This window comes from Actinoplanes sp. NPDC051494, assembly GCF_044454705.1.
Classification (GTDB): Bacteria; Actinomycetota; Actinomycetes; order Mycobacteriales; family Micromonosporaceae; genus Actinoplanes.
This window is the reverse complement of sequence record NZ_JBITDZ010000002.1, coordinates 458,676-482,731: the sequence shown is the minus strand read 5'-3', so window position 1 is coordinate 482,731 and position 24,056 is coordinate 458,676. Positions and strand designations below refer to the sequence as shown.

Annotated in this window: 21 protein-coding genes; 18 read left to right on the top strand and 3 right to left on the bottom strand. The window is 72.0% G+C overall.

The window, feature by feature from the left end; all coding sequences use genetic code 11:
• Positions 1 to 401 precede the first annotated feature (401 nt).
• Genes ACIA6A_RS08875 through solA form a run of 4 tightly spaced genes read left to right on the top strand, consistent with a single transcriptional unit; the run spans position 402 to position 6,963 of the window.
• Positions 402 to 1,754, top strand: coding sequence for a Rieske 2Fe-2S domain-containing protein (locus ACIA6A_RS08875; RefSeq protein WP_396096913.1), 1,353 nt, complete (start codon positions 402 to 404; stop codon positions 1,752 to 1,754).
• Positions 1,747 to 3,249: a glutamine synthetase family protein gene (locus ACIA6A_RS08870; protein ID WP_396096912.1), complete on the top strand. Its 1,503-nt coding sequence runs from the start codon at positions 1,747 to 1,749 to the stop codon at positions 3,247 to 3,249. Before ACIA6A_RS08875 ends, ACIA6A_RS08870 begins: the two co-directional genes overlap by 8 nt.
• A complete protein-coding gene (locus ACIA6A_RS08865) occupies positions 3,227 to 4,672 on the top strand; it encodes an aldehyde dehydrogenase family protein (RefSeq protein ID WP_396096910.1) in 1,446 nt (481 codons plus the stop codon). Before ACIA6A_RS08870 ends, ACIA6A_RS08865 begins: the two co-directional genes overlap by 23 nt.
• Positions 4,669 to 6,963 (top strand): N-methyl-L-tryptophan oxidase, encoded by a 2,295-nt coding sequence (gene solA, locus ACIA6A_RS08860; RefSeq protein WP_396096909.1) that lies wholly within the window; start codon positions 4,669 to 4,671, stop codon positions 6,961 to 6,963. Before ACIA6A_RS08865 ends, solA begins: the two co-directional genes overlap by 4 nt.
• 40 nt (positions 6,964 to 7,003) lie before the next feature.
• Here solA and ACIA6A_RS08855 read toward each other — a convergent pair whose 3' ends face one another.
• Complete coding sequence (locus ACIA6A_RS08855) at positions 7,004 to 7,681, bottom strand: GntR family transcriptional regulator (RefSeq protein WP_396096908.1); 678 nt, start codon at positions 7,679 to 7,681, stop codon at positions 7,004 to 7,006.
• A 144-nt stretch (positions 7,682 to 7,825) separates the two neighbouring features.
• On the opposite strand from ACIA6A_RS08855, the gene ACIA6A_RS08850 reads away from it, so the two are divergent.
• The 14 genes from ACIA6A_RS08850 to ACIA6A_RS08785 all read left to right on the top strand — a co-directional run bounded on the left by ACIA6A_RS08850 (position 7,826) and on the right by ACIA6A_RS08785 (position 22,597).
• A complete protein-coding gene (locus ACIA6A_RS08850; RefSeq protein ID WP_396096907.1) occupies positions 7,826 to 9,766 on the top strand; it encodes a primary-amine oxidase in 1,941 nt (646 codons plus the stop codon).
• A 162-nt stretch (positions 9,767 to 9,928) separates the two neighbouring features.
• On the top strand, positions 9,929 to 11,566 hold the full coding sequence (locus ACIA6A_RS08845; RefSeq protein WP_396096906.1) for an ABC transporter substrate-binding protein: 1,638 nt from the start codon (positions 9,929 to 9,931) through the stop codon (positions 11,564 to 11,566).
• A complete protein-coding gene (locus ACIA6A_RS08840; protein ID WP_396096905.1) occupies positions 11,559 to 12,440 on the top strand; it encodes an ABC transporter permease in 882 nt (293 codons plus the stop codon). The genes ACIA6A_RS08845 and ACIA6A_RS08840 overlap by 8 nt, the downstream gene beginning before the upstream one ends.
• A complete protein-coding gene (locus ACIA6A_RS08835; protein ID WP_396096904.1) occupies positions 12,437 to 13,504 on the top strand; it encodes an ABC transporter permease in 1,068 nt (355 codons plus the stop codon). Before ACIA6A_RS08840 ends, ACIA6A_RS08835 begins: the two co-directional genes overlap by 4 nt.
• A gap of 1 nt (position 13,505) precedes the next feature.
• Positions 13,506 to 14,186: an alpha/beta hydrolase gene (locus ACIA6A_RS08830; RefSeq protein WP_396096903.1), complete on the top strand. Its 681-nt coding sequence runs from the start codon at positions 13,506 to 13,508 to the stop codon at positions 14,184 to 14,186.
• Entirely contained in the window at positions 14,176 to 15,180 is a 1,005-nt protein-coding gene (locus ACIA6A_RS08825) for an ABC transporter ATP-binding protein (protein WP_396096901.1), read from the top strand. The genes ACIA6A_RS08830 and ACIA6A_RS08825 overlap by 11 nt, the downstream gene beginning before the upstream one ends.
• Complete coding sequence (locus ACIA6A_RS08820; RefSeq protein WP_396096900.1) at positions 15,177 to 16,190, top strand: ABC transporter ATP-binding protein; 1,014 nt, start codon at positions 15,177 to 15,179, stop codon at positions 16,188 to 16,190. The genes ACIA6A_RS08825 and ACIA6A_RS08820 overlap by 4 nt, the downstream gene beginning before the upstream one ends.
• Positions 16,187 to 16,951 carry an amidohydrolase family protein gene (locus ACIA6A_RS08815; protein ID WP_396096899.1) on the top strand — a complete coding sequence of 255 codons (765 nt, stop codon included), beginning with the start codon at positions 16,187 to 16,189 and terminating at the stop codon, positions 16,949 to 16,951. Before ACIA6A_RS08820 ends, ACIA6A_RS08815 begins: the two co-directional genes overlap by 4 nt.
• Positions 16,948 to 17,388, top strand: a complete 441-nt coding sequence (locus ACIA6A_RS08810; RefSeq protein WP_396096897.1) for a hypothetical protein — start codon at positions 16,948 to 16,950, stop codon at positions 17,386 to 17,388. Before ACIA6A_RS08815 ends, ACIA6A_RS08810 begins: the two co-directional genes overlap by 4 nt.
• Positions 17,382 to 18,194, top strand: coding sequence for a creatininase family protein (locus ACIA6A_RS08805; protein ID WP_396096896.1), 813 nt, complete (start codon positions 17,382 to 17,384; stop codon positions 18,192 to 18,194). The genes ACIA6A_RS08810 and ACIA6A_RS08805 overlap by 7 nt, the downstream gene beginning before the upstream one ends.
• A 35-nt stretch (positions 18,195 to 18,229) precedes the next feature.
• Positions 18,230 to 18,871 carry a cyclase family protein gene (locus ACIA6A_RS08800; protein WP_396096895.1) on the top strand — a complete coding sequence of 214 codons (642 nt, stop codon included), beginning with the start codon at positions 18,230 to 18,232 and terminating at the stop codon, positions 18,869 to 18,871.
• A complete protein-coding gene (locus tag ACIA6A_RS08795; RefSeq protein ID WP_396096894.1) occupies positions 18,868 to 20,343 on the top strand; it encodes a gamma-glutamyltransferase in 1,476 nt (491 codons plus the stop codon). The genes ACIA6A_RS08800 and ACIA6A_RS08795 overlap by 4 nt, the downstream gene beginning before the upstream one ends.
• Entirely contained in the window at positions 20,331 to 21,839 is a 1,509-nt protein-coding gene (locus tag ACIA6A_RS08790; protein WP_396096893.1) for an amidohydrolase, read from the top strand. Before ACIA6A_RS08795 ends, ACIA6A_RS08790 begins: the two co-directional genes overlap by 13 nt.
• A complete protein-coding gene (locus ACIA6A_RS08785; protein WP_396096892.1) occupies positions 21,836 to 22,597 on the top strand; it encodes a sulfite exporter TauE/SafE family protein in 762 nt (253 codons plus the stop codon). Before ACIA6A_RS08790 ends, ACIA6A_RS08785 begins: the two co-directional genes overlap by 4 nt.
• Positions 22,598 to 22,609: 12 nt before the next feature.
• Here ACIA6A_RS08785 and ACIA6A_RS08780 read toward each other — a convergent pair whose 3' ends face one another.
• Complete coding sequence (locus ACIA6A_RS08780) at positions 22,610 to 23,083, bottom strand: hypothetical protein (RefSeq protein WP_396096891.1); 474 nt, start codon at positions 23,081 to 23,083, stop codon at positions 22,610 to 22,612.
• A 26-nt stretch (positions 23,084 to 23,109) separates the two neighbouring features.
• Positions 23,110 to 23,991 (bottom strand): TetR/AcrR family transcriptional regulator, encoded by an 882-nt coding sequence (locus ACIA6A_RS08775; RefSeq protein ID WP_396096890.1) that lies wholly within the window; start codon positions 23,989 to 23,991, stop codon positions 23,110 to 23,112.
• Positions 23,992 to 24,056: the final 65 nt, after the last annotated feature.

Here is a 24,056-nt window from a genome sequence, read left to right as displayed (position 1 = left end):
CACCTCCCCACGCACGGCTGCGAATTCCGAACGTAGGGCGCGGTTGTTAACGGGAAATGGCGGGCACCCGAAAATGGAAATGAAGCCGATGATTCGGCCGGGTTTCCCAACCGGGCATTGTTCCCGATTCGACCGTCCTGACCGGACAGTGTCGCGAACAAGCCGAGGTCAGCACGGTCGGACACATTTTCGTGATCATGACAGATGGCGCACGGATTCGCTTATCCCATTCGGAAACGGCCCGTTAATCGCGCCGGAATAAACCTTCCAGAGGTGTCGGAATGCCGATTGTCACCGTCATGGACATCGATACCAGCGACCGGGGGCTGGCCCGGTGCCATACTTTTGTGCAAGGATTGGATCCAATCTTGTACTGACTGGATGCGGGAGGTGGGGCCGGCGTGCTCAAGCAGGAGGACAACGAGCGGGTGACCCGGTCCGGGCCGGGGACACCGCTGGGCAAGGTCATGCGCGCCTACTGGCAGCCGGCCGCCCTGGTGTCGGAGATGGCGCCCGAACGCCCGGTGAAACCGGTGCGGCTGCTCAGCGAGGACCTGGTCCTCTTCAGGAAGGACGACGGCGGCTGGGCGCTGGTGGGGCGCTTCTGCGCGCACCGCGGGGTCGACCTCGCGTACGGGCGCCACGAGGACGGCGGCCTGCGCTGCCTGTACCACGGGTGGTTGTACGGGCCGGACGGCCGCTGCCGGGAACAACCGGCCGAGCCCGCGCACAGCCGGTTCGCCGAGAAGATCCGGATCCCCAGCTACCCCTGCGTCGAGCGCAACGGCATCATCTTCGCCTACCTCGGCGACGGCGAGCCCCCGCCGTTCCCCGACTACGACTGCTTCAAGGCCCCGGAGGAGTACACCTTCGCGTTCAAGGGGCTGTGGGAATGCAACTGGCTGCAGGGCGTCGAGGGCGGCATCGACCCCAGCCACGTGTCGTTCCTGCACAAATTCATCGACGAGGACCCCCGCGACACGTACGGGCAGCAGTTCAGCGAGGTCGTCGAGGGCACCGGCCAGAAGCTGTCGAAGCTCGTCGGTGACAGCTTCCGCCCGGACATCGAGGTCGAGTCGGCCGAGCACGGGCTGCGCGTGTACGCGATCCGGCAGCTGACCGAGGAGGTGCGCCACGTGCGCATCACCAACCTGGTGTTCCCCAACGCGTTCGTGGTGCCGTTCGGCAACTCCAAGGTCTTCATCCAGTGGCACGTGCCGATCGACGACGAGAACCACTACTGGTACATGATCTTCTACGACTTCGCCGAGCAGACCGACAAGGAGACGCTGCTCCAGCAGCGTCTGAAAGAGGTCTCGCTGCCGGACTACCGGCCGTTGCGCAACCGCGCCAACAACTGGGGGTACGACCCCACCGAGCAGCGCGACCTCACCTACACCGGCATGGGCCTCGACATCAACGTCCACGACCAGTGGGCCGTCGAGAGCATGGGCCGCGTCCAGGACCGCACCACCGAACGCCTGGGCATCTCCGACCGGGCGGTCACCGCGAACCGCCGCCTGCTGCTGCGCGCCATCGAGGCGTTCGAGTCCGGTGGCGCCATCCCGGCCCGCGCGGTGGACGCCGCGACCGCCGCGGCGCTGACCGGCCCGCTCGCCGTCGACACCGTCGCCCCGACCGACGGCTGGGAACAGGCCTGGCGCGACAGCGAGGCCAAGCGCCGCGAGAACTCCCCCTGGGCCGGAGGAACTCCGCCGACTGATAGTCCAGGCTTGGGTGGCAGCAATGCCTAGCGTCGACGAACGCACGGTCGCCGAGGGTGGCGGCGGCTGGAACGCCCGGCCGCTGCTCGCCGCCGACCGCGGCGGGTTCATCGACCGGCACGGGCTGTGGGACCAGGCCCAGTACGCCGCGGCCGGCCAGCTGCGCCGGGTCGTCGACGAGCTCGGCCTGGAGATGGTCCGGTTCTCCTTCGCCGACCAGCACGGCGTGCTGCACGGCAAGACGCTGACCCGGGCGGCATTGAGCGCGGCCCTGCGCTCCGGTGTCACCGCCCCCAGCTCGCTGCTGCTCAAGGACACGTCCGGGCGCTCGGCGTTCGGCGTGTTCAGCGCCGACACCGGCGTGGGCGTGGACGGGTTCGCCGGTGCCGGCGACGTCGTGATGGTGCCGGACCCGAGCACGTTCCGGGTCCTGCCCTGGGCCCCACGGACCGGCTGGGTGCTGTGCGACCTGCGGTTCCCGGACGGCTCCCGGGTCCCGTTCTGCGGCCGCACCATGTTGCGTGCACAGCTCGGCCGGCTCGCCGACGCCGGCTACGCGATGACCGTCGGGGTCGAGCTCGAGTTCCACGTGTTCCGCTGCGACGAGACCACCATGACCCCGGACCGTACGGGTGTGCCCGGCGCGCCCGGCCGGGCGCCGCGCGTCGGCCCGGTCAGCACCGGCTCGCAGCTGCTGCTCGAGGACGGCCTCGACCGGCTCGACGGGCTCGTGCAGGACCTGCAACGCGGCCTGCACGCCGTCGACCTGCCGCTGCGCTCCGTCGAGCTGGAGTTCGGGCCGAACCAGCTCGAGATCACGCTGCAGCACGCGGACGCCGCCCGGGCCGCGGACGACGTCGTGCTCGCCCGCTCCGCCGTGCGGCAGATCGCCCGGCGCAGCGGGCACCACGCGACGTTCATGGCCCGTCCGGCCGGGGCGAACGGCGCCTCGGCGGGCTGGCACCTGCACCAGTCGCTGCGCGATGTCCGTACCGGTGAAGCGGCCTTCGATGATCCGTCGGTGTTGCGGGCCTATCTGGGCGGACTGCTCGCGCACGCGCCCGGCGCCGCCGCGTTCACCATGCCGACGGTCAACGGCTACAAGCGGTACCGCGCGTTCTCCCTCGCACCGGACCGGATCTGCTGGGGCAACGACAACAAGGGCGCGATGGTCCGGGTCGTCGGCGAGGCCCAGGACACCGGGGTACGCCTGGAGAACCGGGCCGGCGAGCCGGCCGCCAACCCGTACCTGTACATCGCGTCGCAGGTGATCAGCGGGCTGGACGGGCTGCGCCGCGGCCTCGACCCCGGCGACCCGGTCACCGACCCCTACGCGGCCGACGCGCCCGCCCTGCCCGGCTCGCTCGCCGGCGCGGTGGACGCCCTGGTCGCCGACCCCGTATTCGCCGAAGCGCTCGGGCCCGAGGTCGTGGCGTGGTACGCCCGGCTCAAGCGCGACGAGTTCGCCCGCTACCTCGCACACGTCTCGGATTGGGAGCAGCGTGAATATTTCGATCTCTTCTGAGGAACCGTTCCTGATCGACGGCCGGTGGGTGACGCCGGGTGACCGGGCCACGTTCCCCGTGCTCGACCCGTCGAACGGCGAGGAACTGACCCGGGTGGCCCAGGCCACCCCGGCCGACGTCGACGCGGCCGTGGCGGCTGCCGGGCGCGCGTACGCGGACCGGCGCTGGAGCGGTCTGCCCCCGCTGGAGCGCACCCGGGTCCTGACCCGCATCGCGGACCTCATCGAGGAGCACGCCGAGGAGCTGGCCGTGCTCGAGACCAGGGACAACGGCAAGCCGATCGAGCGGTCCCGGGCCGACACCCTGTTCAGCGCGAAGGACTTCCGGCACTTCGCCGGCGCGCCCAGCCGCCTGGCCGGCACCGTCGTGCCGATCGACGGCGGCGCGCACCACGTCTACACCGTGCTCGAACCGGTCGGCGTGGTCGCGCTGATCCTGCCGTGGAACTTCCCGATCATGACCGCCGCGCACAAGCTGGCCCCCGCGCTCGCCGCCGGCTGCACGGTCGTGGTCAAGCCGGCCGAGCAGACCCCGGTCACCATGCTCAAGCTGGCCGGGATCTGCGCCGAGGCGGGCCTGCCCGACGGCGTGCTCAACGTGCTCACCGGCGACGGCGAGGTCGGTGCGGCGCTGGTCGCGCACCCCGGCGTGGCCAAGGTGTCGTTCACCGGCTCCACCGACGTCGGCCGCAAGGTCATGGCGTCCGCCGCGTGGAGCACCAAACGCCTCACCCTGGAGCTGGGCGGCAAGAGCCCGAACATCATCTTCGAGGATGCGGACCTGGACGCCGCGGTCACCACCGCGATGCGCGCGGTCTTCGGACATTCGGGCCAGATGTGTACGGCCGGCAGCCGCCTGCTCGTGCAACGCTCGATCGCCGACGAGATGCTGTCGCGGCTTGCCGAGGCGACCCGCAAGGTGCCGGTGGGCAACGGGCTCGACGGTGGCGTCAGCGTCGGCCCGCTGGTCTCCGAGGAACAGCGCCAGCAGGTGCTCTCGTACATCCGCAAGGGTGTCGAGGAGGGCGCCACGCTCGCGGTCGGCGGCGACGTCCCGGACCGCCCGGGTTACTTCGTCTCGCCGACGCTGTTCACCGGCGTCACCAACGACATGACGATCGCCCGCGAGGAGATCTTCGGCCCGGTCGCCGGCGTCATCACGTTCGAGGACGAGGCCGAGGCGATCGCGATCGCCAACGACACGTCGTACGGGCTCGCGGCCGGCGTCTGGACGAAGGATCTCTCCCGCGCGCACCGGATGGCGGCCGCGCTGCACTGCGGCACGGTCTGGGTGAACACGTACAACATCTTCGACCCGGCCCTGTCCTTCGGCGGCGTCGGCGACTCCGGCCTCGGCAAGGACCTCGGCGACGAGGCCCTGCACGCGTTCTGCGAACGCAAGGGCGTGGTGATCGCGCTGTGACGTCGTTCCCCTCGATACGTGCGGCGACGCCGGGGACGCGGCACGCGCGGCACTTCAACGCCGCGGGTGCCGCGCTGCCCAGCGCGGCGATGCTGCGCACGGTCGTCGAGCATCTGAACCTGGAGTCGCGGATCGGCGGGTACGAGGCCGCGGAGACCGCCAAGCCCCGCTTCGAGGCGGTGTACTCCTCCGCGGCCCGGCTCATCAACGCCCGGGCCGACGACATCGCGTTGGTCGAGAGCGCGACCGTGGGCTGGCACCGGGCCATGGACGCGCTCGCGCTGACCCCGGGCAGCCGGGTGCTCGCGGCCGCGTCCAGCTATGTCAGCTCCGCGATGCACCTGCTCGAACTGCGGCGCACCCACGGCGTCGTCGTCGAGGTGCTGCCGTGCGACCCGTCCGGGCGTACCGACCTGGAAGCTCTGGCGAAAGCCCTCCGCGAACCCGCCGCGCTGGTTACGGTCGCCCATGTGCCGACTTCCTCGGGCCTGGTCGAACCGGTCGCGGAGATCGGTGCGCTCACCGCGGGCGCCGGGGTGCCGCTGCTGCTCGACGCGACCCAGTCGCTGGGGCAGCTGCCGCTCGACGTGGTCGCCGACCACGTCGACATCGCGGTCGGCACCGGCCGCAAGTTCCTGCGCGGGCCACGCGGCACCGGGCTGCTGTACGTGAGCCCGGCGATGCGCGAGCGGATGCGCCCCAGCCACCCCGACGTACGCGGCGCCAGGTGGCACGCCGACGGGGCGATCGAGCTCGACGCGGGTGCGCGGCGCTACGAGACCTGGGAGACGTCGCACGCGCTGCGGCTCGGCCTGGGTGTGGCGCTCGACGAGGCGCTCGCGCTGGGGGTGCCGGCGATCCACGACTACATCGGATCCCTGGCCGGGCACCTGCGCTCGGTGCTGGGCGGGCTGCCGGGGGTGCGGCTCACCGATCCCCCGGCGTCGACCGGCGGCATCGTGACGTTCGTGCTCGACGGCGAGGAGCCACGCGACACGGTCCTCCGGCTGCGGGCGGCCGGGGTGCACCTGACCCAGGTCCCGGCCGGGCACGGTCAGTGGGACCTCGGGCGGCGCGGGCTCGACGCGGTGGTGCGCGCGTCGGTGCACGTCTACAACGACGAGAGCGACGTCGACGCGCTGGCGGAAACCCTGGTCGTACGTCGGGGGGCGCCGGCGTTCGTGCGCTCGGACAGCCACGCCGACGTCATCGTGGTCGGCGCGGGGATCCACGGCAGCGCGGCCGCGTGGCAACTGGCCCGGCGCGGGGTGCGGGTCACCCACCTCGACCGGTTCCCCGACGGGCACACCGAGGGCTCGTCGCACGGGCACACCCGGATGATCCGCCGGGCGTACCCGTCGGCGTTCTGGGACGGCCTGGTCGACCGGGCGTACGCGGCGTGGGACGAGCTGAGCACCGCGACCGGCACGCCCCTGGTCACCACGACCGGCGGACTGTACGCCCGGGCCGACGGAGTGCAGGGCCTGCGCGGGCCGGGCTGCCGCACGGTCGGCGACCACGAAGCGGCCGGGATCTTCCCGGGGCTGCGCCTCGAACCGGGCTGGTCCGCGCTGTACGACCCGGCGGCCGGCGTGATCGACGCGGCGGCGGCCCTGGCCGGTCTGCGGGAGCTGGCCCTGGCCCACGGCGCCGACCGCCGCCCGGGCACCGCGGTCGCGTCCTGGCGGCCCGACGGCGCCGGGGTCCGGGTCACCACGTCCGCGGGCGAGCTGACCGCCGACCGCCTCGTGGTCTGCGCCGGGCCGTGGACCTCGCAGCTGCTGCCGCAGTTCGCGCCGCTGCTGGAGGTCACCCGGATCATCAACGTGTTCCTCGGCGCCCGCGACGGCGAGCTGGTGGCCCCGCCCGGGCTCGGGGTGTTCTCCATCGACGTGCCGGACGTGGGGCTGCTGTTCGGCCTGCCGGCGTTCGGCGGCAGCGCGCTCAAGGTCGGCCTCGAACCCGGCCCGGCGTCGGACCCGTCGGTGCCGCAGCACCCGCCGACGGCCGGCGAGATCGCCCGCCTGGTGGGCCTGGCCCGCCGCTTCCTGCCCGGCGTGGACGGCTCGGTCGTGGACACGGTCGCCTGCCGGTACACGATGGCACCGCGCAACCGCTTCGCGATCGGCGAGCTGCCCGGGACCCCGCAGGTGTCGGTGGCGGCGGCCTGCTCCGGTCACGGCTTCAAGTTCGGCCCCGCGATCGGTGCGGCCCTGGCGGACATCGCGACCGGCATCGCCCGCCCGGACCTGGACGGCCTCTCCCCCGCCGCCCTGGGGGTCACGGGATGACGGCCCGGCCGCCCTACGTCGCCGGCGCGGCCGATACCGCTCAGCCCCGGAAGACCGTCGCCGAGCGCCGTTCGTACCAGCGGGCGAGCTGCTCGCCGGCGCTGATGACGTGTGCCTGCATCTCGCGGCGGGCCAGCTCGGCGTCGTCGGCGGCGAGTGCGGCGATGATCCGCTCGTGCTCGGTGAAGTTGTCCTCGCGGTGGCGCGGGTTGTCCTGCAGCACCAGCGCGGACACGTTGCGCGGGAACGCCTCGTTGATCTCCTTGATGACCCGGGCCAGCCGCTCGTTGCCGGCGATGCCGTGGATCAGCGTGTGGAAGCTGTCGTTCGCCACCGTGCTGGAGCCGTCCGGGCGGATCGCGCCGGGACGCAGCGCCTCGTTGGCCTTGCGCAGGTCGTCGAGGCCGTCGCGGGTGATCCGGGAGACCGCCCGCTCACAGGCGAGGCCTTCCAGCTCGGCGCGCACCTCGTACGTCTCGCGGACGTCCCAGGGGGCCGGCACCCGGACCACCGCGCCGCGATGGGGCACGACCTCGATGAGGCCGCCGGTCTGCAGCTGGCGCAGCGCCTCGCGCACGGGGGTGCGGCTGACGCCGAGCGCCTTGGCCAGCTCGGCCTGGCGCAGCTGGGCGCCGATCGGGATGTCGCCGGACATGATCCGGGCCCGGATGGCGGCGGCCGTGTCGTCGACGAGCGCGTTGGTCGGGAGTACTTCCACTGTGGCCTCGCCCAGTCCATTTGTTGGTGACAGCACGATAGCAAGCCCCCGACCCTCAGTTTTGGATCCACTAACTATTCCGTTGGATCCAAAACTACCGTACGTTGGATCTACCAGGAAGTCCGCGGGACCAGGAGGAACCAGATGAATTGCCATCCGACTCCGGAGACCAGCGGGGCCACGGCACGCACGCACCCGCTCGACCCGCCGAGCGCCGGCGAGATCTCGCTCGCGGTGGCGACGGCGCGGGCGGACGGGCGCCTCGGCGAGCGCACCCGGTTCTGGGGCGCGTACCTGGACGAGGACCACGCCCGGCGGGTCGTCGCCGGCACCGAACCCGCCGGTGAGGTGAAGATCGGCCTGGTCGCGATGGACTACAGCGGCAGCGCGGCGTGGGAGATCGACGTCCTGCTGGCGAGCGAGTCCCGCTGTCTCGACTGGCGGCCGATCGATCCGCGCCGGCCCGGCATCACCTCGGACGAGGCCCGCGCCGCCGCCAAGGCATGCCGCGAGAGCCCGGAGTTCCGCGCCGCCCTGGCGAAGCGCGGCATCGACGACGTGTCGCTGGTGATGATCGACGCCGAGTCCATGGGCGGGTTCGAGCCCGGGAAGTACGCCGGGCGCCGGATCACCTGGGGCACGGTGTGGCACCGGACCACCGAGGAGGACAACGGTTACGCCCGTCCGGTGCAGGGGGTCATCCCGATCATCGACATGCACACCATGGAGGTGCTCGAGGTCGAGGACCACGGGGTCGTACCGGTGTCCGAGGAGGCCGGGCCGCTGCAGCGCGGCGGCTGGGGTCCCGAGCGCGAGGGGCTCAAGCCGCTCGACGTGGTGCAGCCCGAGGGCCCGAGCTTCACCGTCGACGGCTGGTCGGTGGACTGGCAGGGCTGGACGTTCCGGATCGGCTTCACCCACCGCGAGGGCCTGATCCTGCACGACCTGGAGTTCAAGGGCCGGTCGGTGCTCAAGCGCGCGGCCTGCAACGAGATGTACGTGCCCTACCTGGACAGCAACTCGACGCAGTACCGCAAGAACTTCTTCGACTGGGGCGAGTACGGCGCCGGCCCGCTGACCAACTCGCTCGCGCTGGGGTGCGACTGCCTGGGGGTCATCCACTACTTCGACGCCACCGTGCTGGGCGGCGACGGTGACCCGACGGTCATCCCGCAGGCGATCTGCATGCACGAGGAGGACGCCAGCATCCTCTGGAAGCACAACGACCTGCGCCGCGGCGTCAGCGAGGTACGCCGCAGCCGGCGCCTGATCATCTCGAACTTCCAGACCGTGGCGAACTACGACTACGGCTTCTACTGGACGCTCTACCAGGACGGCCGGATCGAGCTCGAGGTCAAGCTCACCGGCATCCTGTCGGCCTCCGGGATCCACGAGGGCGACGACGCACCGTACGGGCGGATCGTGTCCAGCCGCGTGCAGGCACCGACGCATCAGCACTATTTCGGGATCCGCCTGGACACCGCGGTCGACGGGGAGCTCAACCGGCTCGTCGAGGAGCACGCGGAGACCGAACCGGACCCGGCGCTGAACCCGTACGGCAATGCCGTGCGCAGCGTGCGCACCACCGTGACCACCGAGTCGCAGGCCGCGATGCGCAACGATCCGTCGATCGCCCGGCACTGGCGGGTGGAGAGCGCCGACAGGACCAACCGGTACGGCGAACCGACCGCCTACCGCCTGCAGATCAAGAACACGACGCGCTCGTTCGGGCTGCCGGACTCGGTGATGGACCGCCGGGCGCCGTTCATCCACCAGCACCTGTGGGCGACCCCGCGATCGCCGGACGAGAAGTTCATCGGCGGGCAGTACCCGAACCACGCCGAGCCGGGCGACGACGGCGTGCACGTGTGGCAGCGCCAGGACCGCTCGATCGACGGCGTGCCGCTGGTGGTCTGGCCGGTGCTGGGCGTGCACCACGTGCCGCGGCCCGAGCAGTGGCCGGTGATGCCGGTGGAGGCGATCCACCTGGCGTTCGAGCCGGACGGCTTCTTCGACCGCAACCCCGCCCTGGACATCCCCGACCCGGCAGCGAACCCCGGCGACGGGAGCACCTGCTGCTCGTGAGCGCTGTGACCAGCTGTTTCACAGGTTTGGTAATCAGACGTTCACCGTCGTGACACGCGACCGCATCGGCCGCTTGCCACGATGCATTGGATCCAATTAATAAGAAATAAAATCCCATACGTGACGGATACCACGCACCGCTGGACGTAGGAGCTGCCCCTCATGACGGATTCCCTCGCATCCCGCTCCCTCTCCCGACGCTCCGTACTGCGCGGCGCCGGCCTGCTCGGCATGGGCGCCGGGCTCGGTATGACCGGACTGCTCAGCGCCTGCGGCGTGGCCGCGGACGACGACAAGTCGACCGGTGGCCGCAGCGGCGGCACGCTGACCCTGGCCGTCGACGGCACGAGCGCGGTCATCGACCCCGCGTTCTACACCACCCTCGGCGACTGGATGGCCGTCGACTGCGTCATGCGCGGCCTGACGTTCATCTCCTTCGAGACCAACGACCCGCAGCCCGATCTCGCCGAGAGCTGGGAGCTGTCCGCGGACAAGCTCACCTACACGTTCACGCTGCGCCAGGGCGTCACGTTCCACGACGGGACGGCCTTCACCTCGGCCGACGTGCTGGCCAGCCTCGGCCGGCAGTGGAACGAGAAGGACCCGTCGCTGCCCGAGGGCTCCTCGCGCCCGCTGCGCAGCCTGGGCGCCAACGTCACGAGCATCACCGCGCCGGACGCGAACACCGTCGTGCTGGTGCTCAAGGCCCCCGACGCCACCGTGCTGGCCCGGCTGTCCGACATCGGCGGCCGGATCATGAGCAAGGCGTCGATCGAGAAGAACGGCAAGGACCTCGGCAAGGCCCCGATCGGCACCGGCCCGTTCACGTTCGCGTCGGCCACCAGCGGGCAGTCGGTGGTGCTGGAGGCGTTCGACGGGTTCCGGCTCGGCAAGCCCCCGATCGACCGGCTCGTGCTGCAGCAGGTCACCGACCCGTCGACGATCGTCAGCTCGCTGATCTCCGGCGACGTCGGCGGCACCCAGTTCGCCCCGTACTCGGCACTGGAACAGCTGAAGAAGAACGACGCGGTGACGGTGCACGAGACGCCGTACAGCTTCGACGCGATCCTCATGATCGACGCCCGGCGGATCCCGGAACTGGACGTCCGCAAGGCCATCAACCTGGCCGTCGACCGCGACCAGATCCTGGCCCAGGCGTTCTTCGGCACCGGGGCGAAGCCGGTCGGCTACACGATCCCGCCGTCGCAGCCCGGTCACGACCCGGCCCTGGCCGACCTCAGCACCACGAACGTCGAGGAGGCCAAGCGGCTGATCACCGCGGCCGGCGCCACCGGGCGTACGGTCCGGCTGATGGCCGCCAGCGACAGCTGGCACCCGAAAGCGGCCCAGATCGTCGCGCAGAATCTCACCGACATCGGCCTCAAGGTGGTCAGCGACTCGGTGGACCCGGCCACGTACTTCGGCCGGATCGCCAACGCCGAGGACGAGTTCCACGACCTGATGATCTGGGAGCGCAACTCCTACGTGCCGGACCCGGACAACATGATCGGCGCGCTGGCCATGCCGTCCGGCGTCTACGGCGACTTCGCCACCGGGCTCGCGACGCTGCCCGGCGCGGACGCGTTCGCCGCCGACCTCACCGCGGCCAAGAACCTGCCCAACGGGGCCGAACGGACCGCGAAGTACAGCGACATCCAGCGTCGCTTCGCCGAGCAGTACATGGTGCTGTCGATGCTGGCGTATTCCTGCAACCCGGTGGTCACCGGGTCGAAGGTGGAAGGCGTGAACGTCGCCGCGCTCGGCAGCCACCGCTGCTTCATGGAGAAGGCGAGTGTCTGAGCAAGCCCTGCGGACCGGGCCGGTGCCGGCCGGGCGACTGCGGACCGCGTACGCGCGGCGCCGCGTCGCCCGGTCGGCGCCGGCCGCCGTCGCGTGGGCGATCGTGGCACTGTTCATCCTGATCGCCCTGCTCGGACCGCCGCTGGTCGGCGCCGACCCGACCCGGCAGACCAGCGACGCGCTCGCCGGCCTGGGCGCGCCCGGGCACCTGCTCGGCACCGACGACTTCGGCCGCGACATGCTGGCCCGGATGGTCCACGGCGCCCGGCCGCTGCTGCTCGTCGCGTTCCTCGCCACCGCCCTGGCCGCGGTCACCGGCGTCGCGGTCGGCCTGGTCGCCGGCTTCTACGGCGGCCGCGTCGAATGGGTGCTCATGCGCCTCATGGACCTGGCCCTCGCGTTCCCCGCGATGCTGCTGATCATCCTGGTGGTGGCCGCGTGGAGCCCCGGCGTACCCAGCCTCGTCGTCGGCATCGGCGCCTCGCTCGCCCCGGGCCTGGCCCGGCTGACCCGGGCCCTCGCCGGGCGCGAGGCCGGCCGCGACTACGTGCTCGCCGCCCGGCTCGGTGGCACCCGCGCACCACGGATCATGGTGCAGGAGGTGCTGCCGAACATCGCCGGCCCGCTGCTGGCCCAGGTCGTGATGACGCTGTCGGTGGCCGCCGGGTTCGCCGCCGGCCTGTCCTACCTCGGGCTCGGCATCCAGCCGCCCACCCCGGACTGGGGCTACATGGTCCAGGCCGGCCAGGAGTTCCTGTACACCGCGCCGCGCCTGGTGGTGCTCCCGGCGGCGGCCACCCTGCTCTTCGTGGTGGCCTGCAACTTCGCCGGTGACGACCTGCGTGACGCGCTCGACCCCCGGGGCAGCCGATGACCGCCGCGATCTCCTCCCTCAAGGACCGCCTCGCCACCCCGTGGGTGGTCGTGCGGCGGCTGCTGGCCGTACCCGTCGTGCTGTTCTTCCTGGCCACCAGCGTCTTCATCGCCATGCGGCTGCTGCCCGGCTCGCCCGCGACGTCACTGGCCGCGGGCGGCGCGAGCGGCGACACCACCGCCGCCGAGATCACCGAGAACACCGCCGCCATCAACGAGGCGCTCGGCCTCGACAAGTCCCTGCTGCACCAGTACGGGGACTTCCTGCACGACCTGGTGACGCTCGACCTCGGCCGCTCGTTCTACGGCGGCAACAGCATCACCCACCTGCTCGGCGGGTCGCTGCCGGCCACCATCGAGCTGACCGTCGCCGCCATGCTCATCGCGGTGCTGCTCGGCCTGACCACCGGCATCGTCGCGGCGCTGCGCAAGGACACGTGGGTCGACAACCTCACCCGTACGGTCGGCACCGTCGGCTTCTCGCTGCCCTGGTTCGCCCTCGGTGTGCTCGCCGTCGTGATCTTCGGGGTATGGCTCGGCTGGCTGCCGGTCATCGGGCGCATCCCCAACCAGCTCGACTACCGGCCGCTGACGAACTTCGTGCTCGTCGACGCGATCCTGCAGGACCGGCCCGAGCTGATCTGGCCCTGGATCCAGCACCTGATCCTGCCCGCCACCACGCTCGCGCTGTCCATGGCCGGTTTCATCACCCGGATCGTGCGGGCCTCGGTGCTGGAGGTGCTCGGCGACGACTTCGTCCGCACCGCCCGGATGAAGGGCCTGTCCGGCGGGCAGATCCTGCGCCGGCACGTGCTGCGCAACTCGTCACTGCCCATCGTCACCGTGCTCGGCCTGCAGTTCGGCTCGCTGCTCGGCGGCTCGGTCATCACCGAGACCGTGTTCTCGTACCCCGGCGTCGGCAACATGCTGGTCAACGGCATCCTGCAGCGCGACTACCCGGTCGTGCAGGGCGCGGCGCTGGCCATCGCGCTGCTGTTCACCCTCGTCAACGTGGCGGTCGACCTGCTCTACCTCGTCCTCGACCCGCGACTTCGGAAGGCCTGACATGAACATCGTCCTGGTGCACGGCGCCGGCGGAACCCCGGCGACATGGACGGAGGTCGTGCCGCTGCTCGAGGCGCGCGGACACGCCGTGACCGCGGTGACCAACCCGATGACGTCGATGCACGACGACATCGCGCACACTGTTGGTGTGGTCCGCTCGATCAAGGGCCCGGTGCTGCTGGTCGGTCACTCCTACGGCGGCGCGGTCATCACCAACGCCGGTCACGAGCCGAACGTCACCGGCCTGGTCTACGTCGCGGCGTTCGCCCCGGACGAGGGCGAGTCGGTCAACGGCATCGTGGAGCGCTACCCCCCGGCCGAGGTGTCGAAGTACATGCGCCGCGGCCCCAACGGCGAATGGTCCTCGGAGCACTCCGACGACTACTGGAACGAGATCGGCTGGGACGTCGCGCCGGAGCAGCGGGCGGTCTGGGACAACGAGTCGCGGCAGAGCTCCCCCGAGATCTTCACCGACCGGACCGGCACGCCGGCCTGGACCGTCAAGCCGAGCTGGTACCTCGTCGCCGCCGAGGACAAGACCCTGCCGACGGTGATCCAGCGCGACATGTCGGCCCGCATGGGCGCGACGGTCGCCGAGGTTCCGGGCAGCCACTTCACGCCACGGGTGCACCCCGGCGAGGTCGTGGCTTTCATCGAGAAGGCGCTGAGCTATGAGCGATAGCGAGCCTCTGTTGTCGATCCGGGGGCTGCGGGTCGAGTTCGACGTGGCCGGTGGGCGGCTGCCCGCGGTCGGTGGGGTCGACCTGGACCTGGCCGCCGGCGAGGTCGTCGCGATCGTCGGCGAGTCCGGCTCCGGCAAATCCGCGCTGTCGATGAGCCTGGCCGGCCTCAACCGCGGCCCGCGCGCGCACATCAGCGGCACCGCCACGCTACGCGGCCAGGATCTGATCGCGGCCGGCGAGGACCAGCTGCGCCAGGTCCGCGGCAAGGACATCGCCGTGGTGTTCCAGGATGCCCTCGCCGCGCTCAACCCGACGCAGAGGATCGGCGCGCAGATCGCCGAGATGGTCCGGGCCCACCAGAAGGTGTCCCGCAAGCAGGCCTGGGCGCGGGCCGTCGACCTGCTGCGCGAGGTCGGCATCGCGAACCCGGAGCAGCGCGCGAAGACGTACCCGCATCAACTCTCCGGCGGCATGCGGCAGCGCGTCATGATCGCGATCGGGCTCGCCAACGAACCCGCCCTGCTGATCGCCGACGAGCCGACCACGGCGCTCGACGTCACCATCCAGGCCCAGGTGCTGCGGCTGCTCAAGCGGCTGCAGACCGACCACGGCACCACGGTCGTGCTGATCACCCACGATCTCGGGGTGGTCGCCGAGGTCGCCGACCGGGTCGCGGTCATGTACGCCGGGCGCATCGTCGAACAGGGCACGCGCGACCAGGTGCTCTTCGCGCCCCAGCACCCGTACACCCGGGCCCTGCTCTCCTCCGTGCCGAGGATCGACGGCCCGGCGCAGGAACGCCTGCCGGCCATCGCGGGCAACCCGCTGACCGGCGTGACCCGGCCGCCCGGCTGCGCTTTCGCGCCACGCTGCGATGTCGCCCACGACGCCTGCGTCACCGAGACACCGGCCCTGACCCAGCGGTACGGCCGGCCGGGCCAGCTGGACGCGTGCGTGCTGGGCCCCGACCGGGAGAAGGTGCGCGTCGCATGAGTGTCCCCACGCCGTTGATGCAGGTCGAGAACCTGTCGGTGGAGTTCGCCAACAAGGTCCGGGCCGTACGGGACGTCGACCTGACCGTCTACGAGGGCGAGACGCTCGGCCTGGTCGGTGAGTCCGGGTGCGGCAAGTCCACGCTGGGCAAGGCGATGCTGCGGGTGATCGAGGCGAGCGGCGGCGACATCCGGTACCGCGGACTCAACATCACCACGATGCGCGGCACCCTGCTGCGCAGCACCCGGGCCGAGCTGCAGATGGTGTTCCAGGACCCGTTCGGCTCGCTGAACCCGCGCCGCAAGGTCGCCGACATCGTCGCCGAACCGCTGCTGCGCTCCCGGGGCGCCGACAAGGCCACCGCCCGGCGCACCGCGCTCGACCTGCTCGACCTCGTCGGGCTGGGCCGCGAGGCCGGCGACCGGCGACCGCACGAGTTCTCCGGCGGGCAGCGCCAGCGCATCGGCATCGCCCGCGCGCTGGCGCCCGGCCCCCGGTTCGTGGTCGCCGACGAGCCGGTCTCCGCCCTGGACGTGTCGATCCAGGCGCAGGTCATCAACCTGCTCGCGGACCTGACCCGGGACCGCGGCCTGACCATGCTGTTCATCTCGCACGACCTGGGCGTGGTGCGCCACGTCGCGGACCGGGTCGCGGTCATGTACCTCGGGCAGATCATCGAGCTGGCGCCCCGGGACGCGTTCTTCGCCGCGCCGGCCCACCCGTACAGCGAGGCCCTGCTCGCCTCGGTGCCGCAGCTCAGCCCGGGACCGGCCCGCGAACGGATCGTGCTGGAGGGCGAGCTGCCCGACCCGGCCGCCCCGCCGCCGGGCTGCACGTACCACACGCGCTGCCGGTACGCGGCCGAGAAGTGCCGCACCGTCACCCCGCCGCTCGCGGAGGTGCAGCCGGGCCGTTCGGTGCGGTGTCACCTGCCGCTGATCGCCGTGGGCTCCCCGTCATCGTCCGGATCCGACCGATCTCCCGCCGCCACCGAAAGGCCGAACAGTTGATCATCGACGCCTACAACACCACCCAGGACGTCCGCGGGCGCTCCGATTACCTCACCGGTGCCAGGCCCGGTCAGGCGCCGCCGCCGTACGTGCCGTTCGACCCGCAGCGCATCCTCACCCGGATGGACGCGGCCGGGGTGGACATGGCGATGGTCTGCTCGCTGGCCCAGCGGATCGAGAACGACTTCATCATCGACCTGGTCAAGGCGCATCCGACCCGGCTGTTCGGCTTCGGTCAGGTCATGCCGCAGGCCGACGACGCGCTCGACGAGATCGAGCGGATCGCCGAGGCCGGGCTCTCCGGGCTCAAGCTGCACCCGAGCATGCACGGGTACCACGTGGCCGACCACGGCCTGCTCGACCCGGTGTTCCGCAAGTGCGCCGAGCTCGGCCTGCCGGTGCTGATCAACGCGCTCGACGACGCCTTCTGCGCGCCCCTCGCGATCGAGGAGATCGCCAAGGGCCACCCGGACGTGCCGACGATCATCGCCCACATGGGCGCGGTGTGGAACGTGCCCGAGGCGATCATCGTATCGGAGCGCAACCCGCACATCTTCCTCGAGACGTCCGCGACGCTGATGAGCGACGTGCGGCGCGCCTATGCCCGGCTCGGCCCGTCGAAGATCCTGCTCGGCAGCGAGTGGCCGGGCTCGGACTTCGACCTGGAACGCTTCAAGATCGCCAAGGCCATCCCGGACGAGAAGGACCGCGCGCTCGTCGAGGGCGGCAACATGGCCGCGATCCTGGGACTTCCGGAGTGATCACTCAGGTTACGCCGCCCCGGTGGATGGGGGCCGCGGACATCGAGCTGCTGCGCGTCGCGGAACAGCTGCTGGAGAAGGTCTACGTGTTCGGCCGGCACGAGGTCGCGACGGCACTGCGGACCGTGGACGGCACGGTCTTCACCGGGGTGCATCTGGAGGGCTCGTGCCGGCGCAGCTCCATCTGCGCCGAGGGGATCGCGCTCGGGGCGGCCCGGGGCGGGCTGCCGGCCGGGGCGCCACTGGCGGTGGACACCGTCGTGTCGGTCCAGATCAAACCGGCCGGCACGTTCCGGATCATCGCGCCGTGCGGGGTGTGCCGGGAACTCATCAGCGACTACAGCCCGGACGCACAGGTCTGGGTGACGACACCGGACGGCCCGGCACCGATGACGGCGCTGGAACTGCTGCCGGAGAAGACGAGGCGAGCATGGTGAACGCATCCGGCACCGAACCCGGCCGCGACGACGCGCCGGGCGCGGCAGGCACGGCGGGACCGGCCGGTGGGCCGGTGCGGTGGGAGAGCCAGACCTGGGCCGAGGCCGGCCAGGCCGGGGACGCCGTGATCATCGCGATCGGGGCGATCGAGCAGCACGGCCCGCATCTGCCACTGTCCGTCGACACCCGGATCGTCGAAGCGGTCGCGCACGCCGTGTCCGCCCGGACCGGGGTGCCGGTCATCCCGACGCTCGCGTACGGCGTCTCCGCGTCGCACGGTGATTTTCCCGGCACGCTGACGCTGCGGCCCGAGACGCTGATCGCGATGCTGGAGGATCTGATCGACTCGCTGTACGCCAGCGGGATCCGGCAGTTCGTCATCATCAGCGGGCACATCTGGAACAGCGGCGCACTCGACGTCACCGCCGAGAAGACCCGGGTCCGGCACCGGGACGCCCGGATCCGCTCGATCGGGTACGTGACCATGTATCCGGGGCCCGAGGTGAACGGGCACGTCCGGTACGGGCGGGGCCTGATGCACGCCAACTTCTTCGAGACGTCGGTGATGTTGCACCTGCACCCGGACCTGGTGCGGATGGAGCAGGCCACCTCGCACCTCGACGTGGACTCGTTCTGGGACTACCGGATGGACCAGGTCAGCGAGACCGGCGTCTGGGGCCGCGACGTGCAGGACGCGAGCGCCGAGCACGGGAAGGCGGAGTTCGACCGGTGCGTCGAGACCACCGCCCGCGCGGTGTCCGCCGCCATCGCCGAGCCCTGGCCCGACCCCACGCACCGTCCGTGAAGAAGCCCGACACCTGCCGTCCGTAAAGGAATTCGATGGAAATCTTCGACATCACGCTGCCGATCCACCCGGAGATGCTGCACTGGGGGCGCAAGCCCGAGGTGGAGATCGTCGAGTCGCTGGCCAACGGCGACGCGTCCAATGTGACCCGGTGGCGCCTGGGTGCGCACACCGGCACGCATGTCGACGCCCCGGCCCATTTCGTCGACGGTGCCACGCCCATCGACAAGGTGTCGCTGCACTCGCTTGTCGGGCCTGCCATCGTGGTGGACATGACCCACGTCACCGGTGACATCACCGTCGAGGACCTGAAGGCCGCCGGGGTGAGCGGTCAGCGCCGCGTGCTCTTCAAGACCACGAACTCCGGAGGGCCGCTCAAGCAGACCGACCGGGCGCCGAGCTGGGTGGGGCTCTCCCCCGAGGCGGCGAAGTCGCTGATCGACGACGGGGTGGAGCTGGTCGGCATCGACTACCTGACGATCGAGAGTCACACCCGCACCGACACCTGGGACGCCCACCACGCGCTGCTCGGCGCCGGGGTGCTGATCCTGGAGAACGCCGACCTGGACGCGGTGCCGCCGGGTGCCGACTACGAGCTGGTCTGCCTGCCCACCAAGCTGGTCGACGCCGACGGCTCGTTCGCCCGCGCCATCCTGATCCGCCGGGAGGGTCAGTGACGCAGGAGAGGGTCGCGCTGGCCGCGCCGCATCCCGCGGCGGTCGAGGCGGGGCGGGCGGTGGTGGCCGCGGGCGGGAACGCGCTCGACGCCGCTCTGGCCGCCGCCGCCGCGCTGACCGTGGTCTACCCGCACCAGTGCTCGATCGGCGGTGACCTGATCGCCGTCGTCCGGCCCGCGGGTGGCGTACCCACGGCGGTCCTGTCCATCGGCGCGGCCGCGCGGGAGATCGACGTGGCCGCGCTGCGGGCCGCCGGGCCGCGGATCCCGATGACCGGGCCGTTGTCGATCACCGTGCCCGGTGTCGTGGCGGGCTGGGCGGCGCTCGCCGGGCTCGGTGCGGCGCTGCCCTGGGCCACGCTGCTGGAGCCGGCCATCGGCCTGGCCCGCGACGGTGCCCCGGTCAGCGCCGGGCTGGCCCGCGCGATCCGGGACCGGGCGGACATCATCGCCGCCGACCCGGGGCTGTCCGCGGTGGTCGGTGGTCTCACCGAGGGCGACCGGCTCGTGCAGCCCGCGCTGGCCGCCTCGCTCACCGAGATCGCCCGCAACTGGCGCTGTTTCTACAAGGGTCACCTCGGTCACCGGCTCGCGGCGGGCCTGCGCGCGGCGGGCAGCCCGCTGAGCCCGGCGGACTTCGCCGCGCACCGGGCCGAGGTCACCGAACCCTTGACCACCGACGCGTACGGTGCGTCCTGGTATGCCGCTCCCCCGCCCACGCAGGGTGCGACCTTCCTGGCCATCGCCGGTGCGGAAGACCTGCTCAGCGCCGCCCGCCGGGCTCAGCTGGCCCGCGACAACCTGCTCGGCGACCCGCGCACCGGCCCGGTCGACGTCGACGGCCTGCTGCTGCGTGACGGTGCCACCCACGGCCCGGTCACCGCCGGCCCGCGTCCCACCGGCGACACCGTGGCGGTCACCGCGGTCGACGCCGACGGCACCGCCGTGACGCTGATCCAGAGCGTGTTCCAGAGTTTCGGCTCCGGGATCCTCGACCCGGGCACCGGCATCGTGCTGCACAACCGTGGCTCGATGTTCAGCCTCGACGAGAACCATCCGGGCCGGCTCGCCCCGGGGGCCCGGCCGCCGCACACCCTGTGCCCGACGGTCGCGATCACGGACGACACCGTGCTGGCGCTCGGATGTCAGGGTGGCCGTTCCCAGCCGTGGATCCTTGCCCAGGTCGCCGGCGACGCGCTGACCGCCGCGGACCCGGCCGGGGTGGTCGGCCGCCCGCGCTGGGTCATCGGCAGCCGCGACGTCGGTCACGAGCTGCCCACGCTGGTGCTCGAGCCGGGTCTGCCGGACACGCTCGCGGCGGCGGCACCCGGTCTGGGCCTGCTGGTGGCCACGACCGGCGGCCCGCACGACGACGCCGGTCACGTCCAGGTCGCGCGGCTCACCGGTGCGACGCTCACCGCGGCCAGTGACCCCCGCGCCGACGGCACCGCCGCGGTGCTGTGCGCGCTCTGATCATCACCGGCACGGTCCGGACCCAGGACCCGGACCGGCCGGTCGCCTCCGCGGTCGCCGTCGCCGGCTCCCGCATCGCGGCGATCGGCGACCTCGCATCGGTACGGGCAACCGTGCCGCCCGGCACCCCGGTCCTCGATTTCCCGTACGTGGTCCCGGGTTTCGTGGACAGCCACGTGCACCTGCTCTGGGCCGGCCGGGCCGCGACCCGGCTCGCCCTGGACGACGCGACCGGCGTCGACGACGTCCTCGGCCGCATCGCGGCGCACGTGGCCGCCCACCCGGGTGAGGCGTGGATCGAGGCGGACGCCGGGTTCGACGGCCCGTTGCCGGACGCCGCCCGGCTGGAGGCGGTGGCACCGGGGATCGGGCTGGTGCTGGACCGCAAGGGCCACGACGCGCTGGTCAACGAGACGGCGCTGCGGCGGGCCGGGATCGGCGCGGGCACCCCGGACCCGCCGGGCGGGCGGATCGAACGGCACCCGGACGGTACGCCGACCGGCCTGCTCGTGGAACATCCCGCGGTCGCCCTGGTCCGGGCGGTCATGCCGGCGGCCACGGTGGACGAACGGGCGCGGTGGATCCGGGCCGGGCAGGCCGAGCTGCTGCCGCACGGGTTCACCACGGTGGTCGACCCGGCGGTGGACGGGACCGGGCTGGCCGCGTACGAGATGCTGGGCCGGACCGGGCAGCTGCGCCTGCGGGTCACCGCCATGCCGCACGGCGTGGTCGCGCCGGCGCTGGCCGGCACCGGCCGGCTGCGGCTGGGGCCCACCAAGATCTTCCTCGACGGCGGCGGGTCGCTGGGCACCGCGCTGCTGTCGACCCCCTGGCCCGGCACGGACGGTTATCTCGGCAATCAGACGGTCGGTTACGACGAGCTGGCGGCCCTGTGCGCGGCCACCGAGCGTGGTGTCGGCATCCACGCCGTCGGTGACGCCGCCATCGACCTGGCCCTCGACGCCATCACCGCGTCGGGGCGCGGTGCACGCAGCCATCTGATCCACGCTTATCTTGGACCGACCCCGGCCGCGATGGCCCGGGCGAGACAGCTGGGGGTGGCGGTGTCGGCTCATCCGGCCCTGCAGTGGGAATTCGGTGCCGGGCTCGCCCAGCGTCTCGGTGCCGAGCGGGCCGCCCGGGCCAATCCGTTGCGCGACTGGCTGGACGCGGGCGTCACGGTGGGTGGTGGATCGGACGGTCCCGGGCCACCGCTGTCCGCGCTGCACGGGATGTGGCAGGCGCGTACCCGGATGGTCCGTGGTCGTGACGAACCGCTCGGAGCGGGCCAGGCGATCACCGCGGCCGAGGCGTTCGCTCTCTTCACCACCGGCGCGGCCGCCATCGCCGGCTTCGGTGACGGCCGGCTGCGTGCCGGCGGCCCCGCGGACCTGGCCGGCCTCGACGTCGACCCGCTCGCCGCCGACCCGGCGGCCCTGTTGGACGGACGCGTGCTGGCCACGGTCCTGGACGGAAACCTGGAGTTCACGCTATGAGCCCGTGGGAAGCGATCGGACTGCTCGCGGCGGGTCTGGGGGCCGGCACCGTCAACGCGATCGCGGGCGGCGGCTCGCTGATCACGTTCCCGGTGCTGGTCGCGATCGGGCTGCCCGGGGTCGCGGCCAACGTCAGCAACTCGCTGTCGGTGGCCCCGGGTTACGCCTCGAGCGCGCTCGGCAGCCGCGCCGACCTGGCCGGGCAGCGTGGCCGGGTGCTGCGGGTCATCCCGACGCTGATCCTGGGCGCACTCGGCGGGTGCGCGTTGCTGCTGCTCACGCCGCGGTCGGTGTTCGACGTGGTGGTGCCGTTCCTGGTGCTCGGCGCGACCGCGATGCTCGCGTTCCAGAACAAGCTGCGCGGGCTGGCCGGGCACCCCAAGGACTACACCCCGCGCCGGGCGGCGGTCTATCTGCACGTCGCGGTGTTCCTGTGCGGACTGTACGGCGGCTACTTCAACGCGGCGCTCGGCGTGCTGCTGATCGCGGGGCTGGCGCTCGTGCTCGACGAGCCGCTGCGCCGGGTGAGCGCGCTCAAGAACGTGCTGTCCGCGGTGGTCGGTGTGGTCACCGTGCTCATCTACAGCGCGTTCGGGCCGGTCAACTGGGCGGTGGTGGCGGTGCTCGCCCCCGCGACGGTCGTCGGTGGCTACGTCGGCGCCAAGCTGGCCCGCCGGCTGCCCTCGCACATCCTGCGCTGGGTGATCATCACCTTCGGCGCGGTCGTCGGCGTGGTCCTGCTGGTCCGCGCGTTCTGAGCAGGGCCCGGATCACCCGAACGCGCGCGGGGCGACCGGCTGCCCCTGCTCCCGCGTGACGAGCGGCTGCTGGTACTCGTCGCGGATCGCCTCGAAGGACTTGCCGGAGAAGACCCGCAGCGGCGGCGTCGGCCAGGGTGTGATCGGCAGCCCGGCCTGGGTGATCGGCAGCGCGGCCTGGGTGATCGGCAGCCCGGCCTGGGTGATCGGCAGCCCGGCCTGGGTGATCGGCAGCCCGGCCTGGGTGATCGGCAGCCCGGCCTGGGTGATCCCCAGCGCGCCGGCGTCTCCAGCTGGGTGCGGATCTCGTCCTCGGTCAGCCCCTCGACCATGCCGAGGTGTCCGTTGCCGATGGTCGAGGATCCGCGGTGGCGTGGCCGGGCCGCACTCGCCCTGACCGCGGCCGGCCCCTCCCCCACCCCCACCGCGCCGGCGATGCTCCTGGCCCTGCGCCACGTGGCGGCGATGCTCCTGGCCCTGCGCCACGTGGCGGCCTCGCCGGTGTGACCGGTTCAACCTCTCCCGGCCGGGTCGAGGATGCTGTCGAGCTCAAGGTTGATCAGCATCTCGGCGTCGAGGGGATGGTCGTCGAGCATGCCGGTGAGCTCGAGGCCCACGATCCCGTGGACCCGGGTCCAGATCAGGAGCGCGGCACCGGCAACGCGTGGCGTGATGTCCGGCCGGCCCTGGATCCGGGCCCACGCCTTCAGCCGGCTGTCCAGTTCCGGGCTGCCGCCGGCACTCTCCCGCGGGGCGTCCTCCGTCGCGGCGACCATCAGGTCGATGAGCAACGCCATCGCCCGATCCAGCGGCGTCCGGGTACCGGGCCCACCGGCTGCCCGCTCCCCGGAACCAGCGACCGCCCGCTCTCCGGAACCAGCAGTGGCGCGGTCTCCCGGGACCGCGGCGGCGCGGTCTCCAAGCACAGCAGTGGCGCGGTTTCCCGAGCCGGCGGCGGCGCGATCTCCCGGCACGGCGGCGGCGCGATCTCCCGGGCCGGCGGCGGCGCGGTCTCCCGGGACGGCGGCGGTCTGCTCGCCGAAGAGCATCGCGTAGCGGCGGGGATGGCGCAGTGCCCACCCGCGGTAGGCCTCGACCACGAACCGGATCTTCGTCTGCGGCGCCCGGCCGCTACCGGCGACGGCGACGGCATCGGTCATCGCGGTCGTGAGCTGCTCGTAGGCCAGGGTCGTCAGATGGGCCATCAGAGCGTCGCGGGACGGGAAATAGCGGTACACCGCCGGTGCGGACATCGCCATGCTCCGGGCCAGCGCCGCGATCGAGAGCGCGTGACCGCCGTCCGCGTCGATGATCGCGAACGACGCGTCCCTGATCTCCTCCAGCGTCTGCGACCGCAGTCGTTCGCGCCGCGTCAACGCCTGCCCGTTATCCATCGTCGCATCGTAACGGGTCAGCCACTCTAGTTATTGGTTGACGCAGTTCAACGGACCAGTGCATA